The organism is Pseudomonas rustica, assembly GCF_018336155.1.
Classification (GTDB): domain Bacteria; phylum Pseudomonadota; class Gammaproteobacteria; order Pseudomonadales; family Pseudomonadaceae; genus Aquipseudomonas; species Aquipseudomonas rustica.
On sequence record NZ_JAGYHF010000009.1, the window covers coordinates 225,054 to 238,069 of the forward strand.

General features: G+C 55.2%; 13 protein-coding genes and 1 pseudogene. 12 read left to right on the forward strand and 2 right to left on the reverse strand.

All coding sequences use genetic code 11. The annotated features are described in order from the left end of the window. Position 1: 1 nt before the first annotated feature. On the reverse strand, positions 2 to 2,290 hold the full coding sequence (locus KFS80_RS19200; RefSeq protein ID WP_212545592.1) for a hypothetical protein: 2,289 nt from the start codon (positions 2,288 to 2,290) through the stop codon (positions 2 to 4). 4 nt (positions 2,291 to 2,294) lie between these two features. After that, on the reverse strand, positions 2,295 to 3,452 hold the full coding sequence (locus KFS80_RS19205) for a tyrosine-type recombinase/integrase (RefSeq protein WP_212545593.1): 1,158 nt from the start codon (positions 3,450 to 3,452) through the stop codon (positions 2,295 to 2,297). A 193-nt stretch (positions 3,453 to 3,645) separates the two neighbouring features. Here KFS80_RS19205 and KFS80_RS19210 point away from each other — a divergent pair. The 12 genes and pseudogenes from KFS80_RS19210 to hisS all read left to right on the forward strand — a co-directional run. Beyond that, positions 3,646 to 3,720: pseudogene (locus tag KFS80_RS19210) on the forward strand (iron-sulfur cluster assembly scaffold protein); the annotation flags it as partial. Positions 3,721 to 3,754: 34 nt separating this feature from the next. After that, complete coding sequence (iscA, locus tag KFS80_RS19215; RefSeq protein ID WP_003227904.1) at positions 3,755 to 4,078, forward strand: iron-sulfur cluster assembly protein IscA; 324 nt, start codon at positions 3,755 to 3,757, stop codon at positions 4,076 to 4,078. An 8-nt stretch (positions 4,079 to 4,086) separates the two neighbouring features. After that, on the forward strand, positions 4,087 to 4,608 hold the full coding sequence (hscB, locus tag KFS80_RS19220; RefSeq protein ID WP_053123537.1) for a co-chaperone HscB: 522 nt from the start codon (positions 4,087 to 4,089) through the stop codon (positions 4,606 to 4,608). Positions 4,609 to 4,659: 51 nt separating this feature from the next. Next, positions 4,660 to 6,525 (forward strand): Fe-S protein assembly chaperone HscA, encoded by a 1,866-nt coding sequence (hscA, locus tag KFS80_RS19225; protein WP_212545594.1) that lies wholly within the window; start codon positions 4,660 to 4,662, stop codon positions 6,523 to 6,525. Then, positions 6,525 to 6,866, forward strand: a complete 342-nt coding sequence (gene fdx / locus KFS80_RS19230; protein WP_007916885.1) for an ISC system 2Fe-2S type ferredoxin — start codon at positions 6,525 to 6,527, stop codon at positions 6,864 to 6,866. The genes hscA and fdx overlap by 1 nt, the downstream gene beginning before the upstream one ends. A 14-nt stretch (positions 6,867 to 6,880) precedes the next feature. Further along, positions 6,881 to 7,081 (forward strand): Fe-S cluster assembly protein IscX, encoded by a 201-nt coding sequence (iscX, locus tag KFS80_RS19235; protein ID WP_053123533.1) that lies wholly within the window; start codon positions 6,881 to 6,883, stop codon positions 7,079 to 7,081. Between the two features lie 87 nt (positions 7,082 to 7,168). Further along, entirely contained in the window at positions 7,169 to 7,594 is a 426-nt protein-coding gene (gene ndk, locus KFS80_RS19240; RefSeq protein ID WP_007916882.1) for a nucleoside-diphosphate kinase, read from the forward strand. Between the two features lie 28 nt (positions 7,595 to 7,622). Beyond that, on the forward strand, positions 7,623 to 8,771 hold the full coding sequence (rlmN, locus tag KFS80_RS19245) for a dual-specificity RNA methyltransferase RlmN (protein ID WP_008084652.1): 1,149 nt from the start codon (positions 7,623 to 7,625) through the stop codon (positions 8,769 to 8,771). Between the two features lie 12 nt (positions 8,772 to 8,783). Further along, positions 8,784 to 9,542: a type IV pilus biogenesis/stability protein PilW gene (pilW, locus tag KFS80_RS19250; protein WP_053123531.1), complete on the forward strand. Its 759-nt coding sequence runs from the start codon at positions 8,784 to 8,786 to the stop codon at positions 9,540 to 9,542. Next, a complete protein-coding gene (locus KFS80_RS19255) occupies positions 9,542 to 10,576 on the forward strand; it encodes a RodZ domain-containing protein (RefSeq protein ID WP_212545595.1) in 1,035 nt (344 codons plus the stop codon). Before pilW ends, KFS80_RS19255 begins: the two co-directional genes overlap by 1 nt. A gap of 3 nt (positions 10,577 to 10,579) precedes the next feature. Then, positions 10,580 to 11,689 carry a flavodoxin-dependent (E)-4-hydroxy-3-methylbut-2-enyl-diphosphate synthase gene (ispG, locus tag KFS80_RS19260; protein WP_212545596.1) on the forward strand — a complete coding sequence of 370 codons (1,110 nt, stop codon included), beginning with the start codon at positions 10,580 to 10,582 and terminating at the stop codon, positions 11,687 to 11,689. A gap of 37 nt (positions 11,690 to 11,726) precedes the next feature. Then, positions 11,727 to 13,016 carry a histidine--tRNA ligase gene (gene hisS / locus KFS80_RS19265; protein WP_212545597.1) on the forward strand — a complete coding sequence of 430 codons (1,290 nt, stop codon included), beginning with the start codon at positions 11,727 to 11,729 and terminating at the stop codon, positions 13,014 to 13,016.

The window sequence follows — 13,016 nt, forward strand, 5'->3', positions numbered from 1 at the left end:
CCTATGCAATTAATTCTGGAAACGGAAAAACCGCGTCACCAAAGCGCTCTTTTGCCTCTCGCTTTGTTTTTTCGTCAAACTCATTGAGCATGGCTTGAAGAAACATGCGGTGTGCAATCAGTCCTTCCACGAGGTCTTCATTGCTAGAGAATACTTGGTCAAGCGTCGTGTCTATGTGGATGATGTATGACTGCATGAGCGCAGCCACAATTGGGGTCTTAATGACGATCAGCTCGGCATCTTTCTGGATCAGTCCGGTTACGTCGATCAGATAATTTTGCGCACTTGACTCAGCCAAAAGAGTTTCTAGGCTTTCTAGATCGTCGTTGGTACAGACTGACAGCCCAAGTTTTTTTGAAACGTCAGCGACTGTGAGAACGCTGGATTTTTCAAGCTTAATATCTAATAGAGACATCGCGGCAGCGACCATTTCCTCTCCGACCATTTGAGCAAAGCGGCTCTCGGCCTCAAGCTTGATTTTGTCGTTACTGCGAGCGACGTAAACATTTTGACGAACATCGACGCTGTGATTTGCCCTCATTGCTTCAAGCTGGTTTTCATCTTTCTGATCATCAGAATCAATGCCGGCACTCAGATTCATGTTCTCGCTGAGGCTGACCCTTCTTCTTAGCTTAGCGACAGGCTCTGTCCCAGCAATGTAAGTCGGTGTTATTGAGATCATGGGGGCTGTCTGAACACTGTGCTTTTGTGCCTTGTGTTTCTCGTTGTGAAACATCGCGTGTCCAAGCAGATCGCTAAAAGCAGACCTACCATCCTCAGCATTTATTTGCTGGACAACTGTATTTGGTGTTACTGCTGTCAAGAGCCCAAGGTTTCTTGGCTTTCCTAAGTCAAGATCATAAGCTGAGTCATTTCCGATATCTGAGTCGCAATACTTCTTCTGTTTTTTCACAGAAAGCCCCTGCGCTAAGGGTATGAATGGAAGAAGCATCTGGCTATCAAGTGCTTCTTCATCCTTAATAAAGAAGCCTTCTTGGTAGGCTTGCTCAGCAGTTTCACGGTAAGCCCAAAGTGCTTTGTGGATAGGGTGGTTGCTCTTGTAGGTCTCTCCTGAGTCTTTAATTTTTGCTGCATTCACGAGTGTTGTGTTGTTCCGGCCCTTGAAACTGGATATCTCAACAATTGTAGAAACCGAGTTGTTGATTTTTCTGATGCTCGAAAGCGTCATCAAATTCAAGTTCGATGCTTGGTGCCGATCTGATGCAAGCAGCCATGCAGTCGCCATTTGCATCTCAAAGGATGGCGACACTAGGGCTGTAGCCGGTGGCAATTGGGGGGTTTTTGCATCCCATTTGAAAGGCAGTAACTCTTTGAGGTATTGATCGCGTTCCTCGATTTCAACAGGTGAAGCGAAGCCAGCAAAATATCCTCCGCTATCGAACGATAAATTTTCAGGGTGGGTTTCATGTCTGGCTAAGCGAAACGCAAGATAGACCATATCCTTGAGAAGAACTGAGTCGAGTTTGATCGCCGCTTTAATCCAGATTGCCAGTCCAGTTGCACGCTCGCTCGGAGGAAACGATCCACGCCTCTCGATCTCTCGATGAATCATTTCTTTCTTGGCTATCTTCCTGGAATATTCAAAGAAAAAGCTGTCTTTGCCAAAACGGTTAATGTCAGTCTTTATGGCTTGATATTCTTCCGGCATGCGCTCTTTGAAGCGCTTCATCACAGAAGCCCACTCTTGGATGTACCACTGGCAAAAGACCCTCAGCGACGCGAACAATTCAGCATTTGTGACGTCAAGGTCGCTTAGTTCCTCAAGTGTTTTGTTAGGATTCGACTGATTCCACTTTAACGAAGGCCAGCTTTTATTGAATTTAGAAACTGCTGCTATTTCTTCTTTTGAAAAAATAACACCCACATCAAGACGCTTTGAAATTCGGTTAAGCGGTGCCTTGATAGAGAAATTCCACATCCTGATGGTGTTCTCACTATCCGACTCCCCTTTTAAGGTATAGATCCAGCGCTCACCAATCGTGTCAGGCACATAGTCAAACTCGGCCAGAGTGTTGTTAAAAAACAGATTCAGCGCTTTCTTATATCTGTTTAAACTAACAATGCACCTGTCTTTTCGCGCATGCCAGGGCGAGTTGAAATATTTTACGAGTGCTCTAATCAGCGGATCGTTCTGCAATCGGGCCGGAACATCAATGGTGATGTCGGCGTTTAGTCTGATAAAACTGAACGTAAAGCTAGGTGCCAGAACATCGGGGATACTATCGGCAAGCTCGCTGAGAGGGGGGAGGGAGGTTTCTTCTTCGAGCATTTGCTTAACTCTCGAGCAGGTGCTTTTTATGCACAAGCGGCAAAATTTTGTTTTGTGTCTCTATGTCGCCGTGCAGCACCGCATTGAAATGAATGTAAATCAGAGTTGTTTCCTCATCTGCGTGACCCATACGTTCACTAAGCAGGAGCCTTGGCAGGTTGTTTTCTTTTAGGTATTGAGCGAAGTTGGTTGCGTAACAATGTCGTAATGAGTGATAGCAGCGTGCCTTGTTTGCTTTCCAGCTCTTAGAGAATTCACCGCCTGCTTTGATCAGGCATTTAACAGCATCAGAAAAAGTGTCAGAGGCGTGTCTTTCGTGTAGTTGAGTGCCGTCAGACTTGCAGATCAGTAAGTTGCCTGGGGTCTTCTTCCTGGCGCCGTGCATAAATCGAACAATCTGCTGCCTTAGTAGCTGAGGGATGTAGACCTGCCTCGGCTTTCCGCCGTTCGAACCCTTGCCAATCACGAACAGCAGATAGCCTTTATCTCCCTTTTTGTCTGCTTCACTGATGGCGGCGTTGATGCGTGGCAATGTGAAGTTGTCTTCCGATACGACCTCTGCAGCCCTCATACCCACGAAATAGCCCAACTTAAGAACGATGTCATCTCGGGCGTTTTCGTAGTCACCTACGCGCGGCTTGTATGCGAGCAGTTCATTGAATTCGGAATATGGGATGTATTGTTCGGAGAGGTTAAAGGGGTCCAGGCTTTTCTTAATCCCGCCTTTTATCTTCATTTCTCTCATTTTTTGATCAGAAAGCTGGTAGCTGAACTCAGGTCTGTCTTCAATCAGGCCTGCCTTCCAGCAATACTCGTAGAATTGATTTAGGCGGGTTATGTTTTGCTCGACCGTATTTAACGTGACTTCTTTATGAACAATCAGCACAAGCTCAAGGTATGCGCGCATCTGCTTGTCAGTGACGCTGCCATAGCCATAGCCGCCGATCTCAGGGTCTTGAGCTAGGGTGTTGAGGAACGATACGAGTGTTGCCGCGTAACTCTTTACTGAGTTGATTCGCGCCCCTTTATCCTTTGTCATGCTGAAAAGGAAAGCAGATGCTGCTGGCATGATTACGTGAGTATGCTTATCAGCGATAATGCAGGTCTGGAGCGTCTGCACGCCGTACTGAACATCGACTACACGTTGAATGAAGTGATTCATACGGAAATCCGATAGATAACTCTTGACTTTATAGTGACACATCAAATTAATGTACGCAATAAAATACCATAAAAATTATTTATTTTATCTCGAATTGTTGTACTGTTCTCACTTTCGTTTGATGTGGTACAATACCTGACCCCGATGCTTGGTTATTGAGTAATCAAGTGAAATTAACTTCTGTACCCGATAACACTGCTCGGTACTGGCTGAAGACGCTATCAAAGCGGCTGTTCGCGATTACAAGCAGAAGAAAGGCTTGATCTGACTTTCTGGATTTGGCGACGAGTAAGGAGTCACCGATGGCTATCAGCATGACAGAAGCGGCTGCTCGACACGTGCGGCGCTCCCTCGACGGGCGCGGCAAAGGTGAAGGGATTCGTCTGGGTGTTCGCACCACAGGCTGTTCCGGCCTTGCCTACGTGCTGGAGTTTGTCGACGAGGTGGTTGCAGAGGATCAGGTGTTCGAGAGTCACGGCGAAAAAGTGATCATCGACCCGAAAAGCCTCGCCTACCTGGACGGCACCGAGCTCGATTTCGTCAAGGAAGGGTTGAACGAAGGCTTCAAGTTCAACAACCCCAACGTACGCGGTGAATGTGGCTGCGGCGAAAGCTTCAACATCTGAGGCTTGTCGTGGGTATTCCTTGTCATTTCGCTTTATTCGAGCTGCAACCGAGTTTCCGTCTGGATCTCGAGCAGTTGGCCACGCGCTACCGTGAGTTGGCGCGCGGCGTTCATCCTGACCGCTTTGCCGACGCTTCCGAGCGTGAGCAGCGAACCGCACTCGAGCAGTCTGCACGGCTCAACGACGCCTATCAGACACTCAAGAGTCCGGCCCAGCGCGCACGCTACCTGCTGACCATCAGCGGGCATGAAGTGCCGATGGAAGTCACTGTCCATGATCCCGAGTTTCTTCTGCAGCAGATGCAATGGCGCGAAGAGCTCGAAGACCTCCAGGACAGTGCCGACCTCGACGGTGTCGCGGTGTTCAAGCGTCGCTTGAAAGTGGCTCAGGAAGAACTCAACGAAAGCTTCGCAGCCTGTTGGGATGATGCGGCGCAACGCGAACAGGCCGAACGCCTGATGCGGCGCATGCAGTTCCTCGACAAGCTCACCTACGAAGTGCGCCAGTTAGAAGAGCGCCTCGACGATTAACCCAGTGCCGCTCCGGTCGCACGCCTGATATACAGATAAGTCCTGATCACGATGGCCCTACTGCAGATCGCCGAACCCGGCCAAAGTCCTCAACCGCACCAGCGTCGTCTGGCTGTGGGGATCGACTTGGGCACTACCAATTCGCTGGTCGCTGCGTTGCGCAGTGGTCTTTCCGAACCGTTGGCCGACGCAAACGGGCAGGTCATCCTGCCGTCCGCTGTGCGTTACCACGCCGATCACGTCGAAGTCGGCGAGTCGGCGAAGCTGGCCGCCGCGTCCGATCCTTTGAATACTGTGCTGTCGGTCAAGCGCTTGATGGGTCGTGGTCTGTCCGACGTCAAGCAATTGGGCGACCAGTTGCCGTACCGCTTTGTCGGTGGCGAATCGCACATGCCGTTCATCGATACTGTGCAAGGCCCGAAAAGCCCGGTCGAAGTCTCCGCCGATATCCTCAAGGTGCTGCGTCAGCGCGCTGAAGCGACCTTGGGCGGCGAGTTGGTTGGCGCGGTGATCACCGTTCCGGCTTACTTCGATGATGCTCAGCGTCAAGCCACCAAAGATGCGGCCAAGTTGGCCGGTCTGAATGTGCTGCGTCTGCTCAACGAGCCGACTGCGGCCGCCGTGGCGTACGGTCTGGATCAGCACGCCGAAGGCCTGGTCGCGATTTATGACCTCGGCGGCGGTACCTTCGATATTTCGATTCTGCGTCTGACTGGCGGTGTCTTTGAAGTGCTGGCCACTGGCGGCGACAGCGCGCTGGGCGGCGATGACTTCGATCACGCGATTGCCGGCTGGATCATCGAGAGCGCCGGGCTGTCCGCCGATCTCGATCCGGGCGCACAACGTAATCTGCTGCAAACCGCTTGCGCGGCCAAAGAAGCCCTGACCGACTCGGCCAGTGTTGAAGTGGTCTACGGCGACTGGAAAGCACCGCTGACCCGCGAAGCCTTCGATGCGCTGATCGAGCCAATGGTCGCGCGCAGCCTGAAAGCTTGCCGCCGCGCCGTGCGCGACTCCGGCATCGAGCTGGACGACGTACACGCTGTGGTTATGGTTGGCGGTTCGACTCGCGTTCCTCGCGTTCGCGAAGCCGTTGCCGAAGCCTTTGGTCGTCAGCCTCTGACCGAAATCGACCCGGATCAAGTGGTGGCCATCGGTGCCGCGATCCAGGCCGATACCCTGGCTGGCAACAAGCGCGATGGCGGCGAACTGCTGCTGCTCGACGTGATTCCACTGTCCCTGGGGCTGGAAACCATGGGCGGTTTGATGGAGAAGGTGATTCCGCGCAACACCACCATCCCCGTCGCTCGCGCACAAGATTTCACTACGTACAAAGACGGCCAGTCGGCCATGGCGATCCACGTTCTGCAGGGTGAGCGCGAGCTGATCAGTGACTGCCGCTCGCTGGCGCGCTTCGAATTGCGTGGCATTCCAGCGATGGTGGCCGGCGCAGCAAAGATTCGCGTGACCTTCCAGGTCGATGCCGACGGTCTGCTCAGCGTGTCTGCCCGTGAGTTGGGTTCGGGCGTTGAGGCGAGCATCCAGGTCAAGCCGTCTTACGGTCTGACCGACGGCGAAATCGCCAAGATGCTCAAGGATTCGTTCCAGCACGCCAATGACGACAAGGTCGCCCGCGTTCTGCGCGAGCAGCAAGTCGATGCCCAGCGCCTGATCGAAGCGGTGCAGGGGGCTCTGGAGGTTGATGGCGAGCGTTTGCTCGACGCCGAAGAGCGCATGGTCATCGACCTGCAACTGCAGGAACTGGCCGAACTGATGAAAGGTACCGATGGTTACGCCATCGAGCAGCAGACCAAGCGTCTGTCGCAAGTGACCGATGCTTTTGCTGCCCGCCGCATGGATCTGACGGTGAAAGCCGCTCTGTCGGGGCGCAATCTGAATGAAATCGAGGATATCTGATGCCGCAGGTCATTTTTCTGCCCCACGAGAAGTTCTGCCCTGAAGGCATGGTGGTCGAGGCTGCGCCCGGCACATCGATTCTTGAACTGGCCCACGAACACCACATCGAGATGGAAAGCGCCTGTGGCGGCGTCTGCGCTTGCACGACCTGCCACTGCATCATCCGCGAGGGTTTCGACTCGATGGAAGAGGCTGACGAGCTGGAAGAAGACTTCCTCGATCGTGCATGGGGCCTGGAAGCGCAATCGCGTCTGGCCTGTCAGGCTATCGTTGGTGAAGAAGACATCACCGTCGAAATTCCGAAATATTCGCTTAACCATGCGGCTGAAGCGCCGCACTGACTGGTAAGACTGTCATGAGCTACGGTTGGAATGATGTTCAACGTATTGCAGAAGAACTGGCCGAGGCCCATGCCGGCGTCGATCCATATTCTGTAGGTTTTGTCCGTTTGCAGCAGATGATCCTTGATCTGCCTGACTTCGATGGCACTTCTGGCCGTGTCGGCGAGAAGGTGCTGGAAGCGGTTCAGGAGCTCTGGGCCAAAGAATTGGACTGATCGTCTCGCAGGTTAGGCAATACCCAAGAACCCGCGTATAATTCGCGGGTTTAATTTTTCGCAAATTACCGTTTCTGGAGTTACACCATGGCTGTTCAACGCACTTTCTCCATCATCAAGCCTGACGCTGTTGCAAAAAACGTCATCGGCGAAATCACCACTCGTTTCGAAAAAGCCGGCCTGCGCGTTGTAGCTTCGAAACTGAAGCAACTGTCCAAAGCTGAAGCTGAAGGCTTCTACGCTGAGCACAGCGCTCGTGGTTTCTTCGGCGACCTGGTTGCTTTCATGATCTCCGGTCCTGTTGTTGTTCAGGTTCTGGAAGGCGAAAACGCTATCGCTCTGAACCGTGAGCTGATGGGCGCTACCAACCCTAAAGAAGCTGCTGCCGGCACCATCCGCGCTGACTTCGCTGATTCCATCGACGCCAACGCTGTTCACGGTTCGGACTCCGAAGCCGCAGCTGCTCGTGAAATCTCGTACTTCTTCGCAGCTACTGAAGTAACCACTCGCTAAGCATTGGCTTAAGAGTGAAGGTGAATCCATGACTACATCGACTGTAAAAACCAACCTGCTGGGTCTGACTCAACAGGAAATGGAAAAATTCTTCGACTCAATCGGGGAGAAGCGTTTCCGTGCCGGTCAGGTAATGAAATGGATTCACCACTTTGGTGTCGATGATTTCGACGCCATGACGAACGTCAGCAAGGCCTTGCGCGACAAGCTCAAGGTTATTGCTGAGGTCCGTGGTCCGGAAGTGGTCAGCGAGGACATCTCCACCGACGGCACCCGTAAGTGGGTGGTGCGTGTGGCGTCCGGCAGCTGCGTCGAGACCGTGTACATTCCCCAGGGCAAACGCGGCACTTTGTGCGTTTCGTCCCAGGCAGGCTGTGCCCTGGATTGCAGTTTCTGCTCCACCGGCAAGCAAGGCTTCAATAGCAACCTCACCGCCGCCGAAGTCATCGGTCAGGTGTGGATTGCCAACAAATCTTTCGGCAGTGTCCCGGCAACCGTCGACCGTGCCATCACCAACGTGGTGATGATGGGCATGGGTGAGCCGCTGCTGAACTTCGACAACGTCGTCGCCGCCATGCATCTGATGATGGATGACCTCGGCTACGGGATCTCCAAGCGCCGCGTGACCCTGTCCACCTCGGGCGTGGTGCCGATGATCGATGAGCTGGCCAAGCACATCGACGTCTCCCTGGCGTTGTCCCTGCACGCACCGAATGACGCATTGCGTAACCAATTGGTGCCGATCAACAAGAAATATCCGCTTAAGATGCTGCTCGAGTCGTGCCAGCGCTACATGTCGTCCCTGGGCGAAAAACGTGTGCTGACCATCGAGTACACCTTGCTCAAAGACATCAACGACAAGGTTGAACACGCCGTTGAGATGGTCGAGTTGCTGAAAAACATTCCGTGCAAGATCAACCTGATTCCGTTCAACCCGTTCCCGCATTCCGGGTACGAGCGTCCGAGCAACAACGCGATTCGTCGTTTCCAGGATCAGTTGCATCAGGCCGGTTTCAACGTCACTGTCCGCACCACCCGTGGTGAAGACATCGACGCCGCATGTGGTCAATTGGTAGGGCAGGTGCTGGATCGCACCCGTCGCAGCGAACGTTATATCGCCGTGCGTGAGTTGAACGCCGACAGCGATCTGGCACAGAACGCCGCGAACACTAACTAAGAGAGGATCTCTATGTCCCTGCGCTTTGCGCTGCTGTTGCTGTTGGCCAGCCTGTGTGCTGGTTGTGTCCTGTCGGGTGACTACAACCCGATGAAGACCAGCAAGGGCCGCGATGAAGCGCGGGCTGCGTACGTGCAGTTGGGACTGGGGTACTTGCAACAAGGCATGACTGAACGGGCCAAGGTGCCGTTGAAGAAGGCGCTGGAACTCGACAGTTCGGATCCAGACGCCAATGCCGCGCTCGGTTTGGTGTTTCAAGCCGAAATGGAGCCTGCACTGGCCGACGAGCATTTCCGCAAGGCCTTGTCCTCACGTCCCGCCGATGCCCGTATCCTCAACAACTACGGCAGTTTTCTCTACGAAGAACAGCGTTATAAAGAAGCCTACGAGCGTTTTGAACAGGCGGCCGCCGATACCCTGTATCCTGAACGCTCGCGTGTGTTCGAGAACCTCGGCATGACGGCGGCGAAACTCGGTCAGCGTGATGTCGCGCAGCAGCAACTGGAAAAAGCCTTGCGGCTGAACCGTCAACAACCGCGCGCATTGCTGGAAATGGCTGAGTTGTCCTTCGAAGACAGGCATTATGTGCCCGCGCGTGACTATTACGACCGTTTCAGCCTGCTGACCGAACAAAATGCACGTAGTCTATTGCTCGGCGTTCGGCTGGCAAAAGTGTTTGAAGATCGCGACAAGGCCGCCAGTTATGGCCTGCAATTAAAACGACTCTATCCCGGTACGCCGGAATATCAGCAATACCTGTCGGAGCAATGATGAAAGCGGCGCATCCCGAAGTTGTAGCAGCGAATCGCGTTAACCCCGGTGAGACCCTGCGCCAGGCCCGCGAAAGCAATGGCTGGTCGCTGGCCGAAGTGGCCCTCAAGCTCAACCTCACCGTGACGTCTCTGGGCAATCTTGAAGCCGGTGCTTTCGACAAGCTGCCGGGGCATACCTTTGCTCGCGGTTACATTCGCGCGTATGCCAAATTGCTCGGCATGGATCAGACCGTTCTGGTTCAGCAGTTCGACCAGTCCACCGGCACCGATTCCCAGGGCAGCAACGTTCACGCCTTGGGCCGTATCGAAGAGCCTGTGCGGGTTTCCCACACTATTTTGCGTATCGTCAGCCTGTTGTTGCTGATCGCGGTCATCGGCGGTGGTTTCGTCTGGTGGCAGGATCAGACCTCGCTGCGTACCAAGGACTTCACCAGCCTGACGCCGGAACACGTTGAAGTCGAAGGCGCCGACGGCACCACGCAGATTCACCCGATCGACGAGCCGGAAGACCAGGCGGTCGCCGAAGGTCAGGCCGAGGGGGCGACCGCTCTGGCGCTGCCGCAGTCGGAAACCACCGCGGAATCCACCGGTGCCGAAGCTACTGCTCCTGCAACATCGACTGCGCCAGCAACGCCGACCGCTCCAGCGGTTGCGCCGACCGCGCCGGTTCACACGCCAGCGCCAGTGGTTGCCACTCCGGCAACACCTGCTCCGGCTGTGCCTGCCACACCAGCACCAACCACGACTGCACCGATCGCCCCGAGCGTGGCTCCAGTGGCACCAGTGGCTGGCGAAGGTCAGGTGTCGATGCAGTTCGTTGCCGATTGCTGGACGCAAGTCACCGATGGCAGCGGCAAAGTGTTGTTCAGTGGTCTCAAGCGTAAGGGCGACAGCCTCGCCGTTGCCGGCAAGCCACCGTTTGCCGTCCGCCTGGGCTACGCTCGCGGCGCGCAGGTCAGCTACAACGGCCAGCCGGTCGATGTCGCTCCGTTCACCAGTGGCGAGACTGCTCGCCTGAAGTTGGGTCAATAAGTCATGCACGGCGAATCTCCAATCAAACGTCGCGTTTCGCGCAAGATCTGGGTCGGCAACGTACCGGTGGGCGGCGATGCGCCGATCGCTGTGCAGAGCATGACCAACAGCGACACCAATGACGTTGCCGCCACTGTTGCGCAAATCAATCGTCTGGAAGCCGCCGGCGTCGACATCGTCCGCGTATCGGTACCGGACATGGATGCCGCCGAGGCGTTCGGCAAGATCAAACAACTGGTCAAAGTGCCGTTGGTTGCCGACATCCACTTCGACTACAAGATCGCTCTGCGCGTAGCCGAACTGGGCGTTGATTGCCTGCGCATCAACCCGGGCAACATCGGTCGCGAAGACCGTGTTCGTGCTGTGGTCGATGCTGCGCGTGATCGCGGGATCCCGATCCGCATCGGCGTCAACGCCGGCTCGCTGGAAAAAGACCTGCAAAAGAAATACGGCGAGCCGACCCCAGCCGCGCTGGTTGAGTCTGCTTTGCGTCACGTTGAACACCTAGAGCGCCTGAATTTTCAGGACTTCAAGGTCAGCGTGAAGGCCTCCGACGTGTTCATGGCCGTCGAAGCCTACCGCTTGCTGGCGAAAGAAATCGTCCAGCCGCTGCACCTGGGCATCACCGAAGCCGGTGGATTGCGTACGGGCACAGTGAAATCCGCCGTGGGCCTAGGTATGCTGCTCGCCGAAGGGATTGGCGATACTATCCGCATCTCGCTGGCGGCCGATCCGGTCGAAGAAGTGAAGGTCGGTTACGACATTCTCAAGTCTTTGCATCTGCGTTCCCGTGGCATCAACTTCATCGCCTGCCCGAGCTGCTCGCGGCAGAACTTCGATGTGGTGAAAACCATGAACGAGCTGGAAGGGCGCCTTGAAGACCTGCTGGTGCCGCTGGATGTCGCGGTAATCGGTTGTGTGGTCAACGGCCCCGGCGAAGCCAAGGAAGCCCATATCGGCTTGACCGGCGGCACGCCAAACCTGATTTACATCGACGGCAAGCCGGCGCAGAAACTGACGAATGACAATCTGGTGGACGAGCTGGAAAGGCTGATCCGCCAGAAAGCGGCCGAAAAGGTCGAAGCTGACGCTGCCGTAATTGCGCGCGGCTGACCCTGACTGAAGAGCCGAACGAATTTAAGGATTTAAAGTGAGCAAGTCATTGCAAGCCATTCGTGGCATGAACGACATCCTGCCCGAACAGACTCCCCTGTGGCGTTATTTAGAGGGCACCGTTGCGCGTCTGCTGGATAACTACGGTTACAAGCAGATCCGCATGCCGATCGTCGAGTTCACCGAGCTGTTCAAGCGCTCGATCGGTGAAGTGACCGACATCGTCGAAAAAGAGATGTACACCTTCGAAGACCGCAATGGCGACTCCCTGACCCTGCGTCCGGAAGGCACTGCGGCGTGCGTGCGTGCGGTGCTTGAGCACGGTATCACCGGCGGTGGCCAGGTGCAGAAACTCTGGTACATCGGCCCGATGTTCCGCCACGAGCGTCCGCAGAAGGGTCGTTATCGCCAGTTCCATCAGATCGGTCTGGAGGTGTTCAACCTCGACGGTCCGGACATCGACGCCGAGCTGATCATCATGACCTGGCGCCTGTGGGGCGAGCTGGGTATCCGTGATGCGGTCAAACTTGAACTCAACAGCCTCGGCACCAGCGAGTCCCGTGGCCGTTATCGTGAAGCGCTGGTCGAGTACCTCTCGGTGCACCACGACAAGCTCGACGAAGACAGTCAGCGTCGTCTGAAAACCAACCCGCTGCGCGTTCTCGACACCAAAAATGCCGACACTCAAGCGGTGCTGGTCGATGCGCCGAAGATGGCCGACTACCTCGATGAAGAGTCGCGTGCACACTTCGAAGGCTTGAAAGCGCGTCTGGATGCCGTCGGCATTCCGTACGTGCTCAATCCGAAGCTGGTGCGTGGCCTCGATTACTACAGCAAAACCGTTTTCGAATGGGTCACCGACAAGCTCGGCGCCCAGGGCACTGTTTGCGCAGGCGGTCGTTACGACGGTCTGGTCGAGCAAATGGGCGGCAAGCCGACCACCGGCGTTGGTTTCGCCATGGGCATTGAGCGTCTGGTGTTGATGCTCGAAACCCTTGAGCAGATCCCGGAAGAAATCTCCCGTCAGGTCGATGTCTACCTCTGCGCCTTCGGTGAAGAGGCCGAGCTGGCCGGTCTGGCCCTGGCTGAACGGGTTCGCGATCAACTTCCAAACCTGCGCCTGCAAGTCAATGCCGGCGCCGGCAGCTTCAAAAGCCAGTTCAAGAAAGCCGACAAGAGCGGTGCGCTGTACGCACTGATCCTCGGTGACGACGAAATGGCCCAGCAAGTGGTAGGTTTCAAACCCCTGCGTGGCCAGGGCGAACAACAAAGCATTGCCTGGGATGCGCTCGCCGCTCACCTGGCCACCTGCGTCGTGCAGGGTTGA

Coding starts and splice junctions, on each gene's coding strand:
- KFS80_RS19200 (WP_212545592.1), bottom strand. CDS start 2,290: ATGCTCGAAGAAGAAACCTCCCTCCCCCCTCTCAGCGAGCTTGCCGAT.
- KFS80_RS19205 (WP_212545593.1), bottom strand. CDS start 3,452: ATGAATCACTTCATTCAACGTGTAGTCGATGTTCAGTACGGCGTGCAG.
- iscA (WP_003227904.1), top strand. CDS start 3,755: ATGGCTATCAGCATGACAGAAGCGGCTGCTCGACACGTGCGGCGCTCC.
- hscA (WP_212545594.1), top strand. CDS start 4,660: ATGGCCCTACTGCAGATCGCCGAACCCGGCCAAAGTCCTCAACCGCAC.
- fdx (WP_007916885.1), top strand. CDS start 6,525: ATGCCGCAGGTCATTTTTCTGCCCCACGAGAAGTTCTGCCCTGAAGGC.
- iscX (WP_053123533.1), top strand. CDS start 6,881: ATGAGCTACGGTTGGAATGATGTTCAACGTATTGCAGAAGAACTGGCC.
- ndk (WP_007916882.1), top strand. CDS start 7,169: ATGGCTGTTCAACGCACTTTCTCCATCATCAAGCCTGACGCTGTTGCA.
- rlmN (WP_008084652.1), top strand. CDS start 7,623: ATGACTACATCGACTGTAAAAACCAACCTGCTGGGTCTGACTCAACAG.
- pilW (WP_053123531.1), top strand. CDS start 8,784: ATGTCCCTGCGCTTTGCGCTGCTGTTGCTGTTGGCCAGCCTGTGTGCT.
- KFS80_RS19255 (WP_212545595.1), top strand. CDS start 9,542: ATGAAAGCGGCGCATCCCGAAGTTGTAGCAGCGAATCGCGTTAACCCC.
- ispG (WP_212545596.1), top strand. CDS start 10,580: ATGCACGGCGAATCTCCAATCAAACGTCGCGTTTCGCGCAAGATCTGG.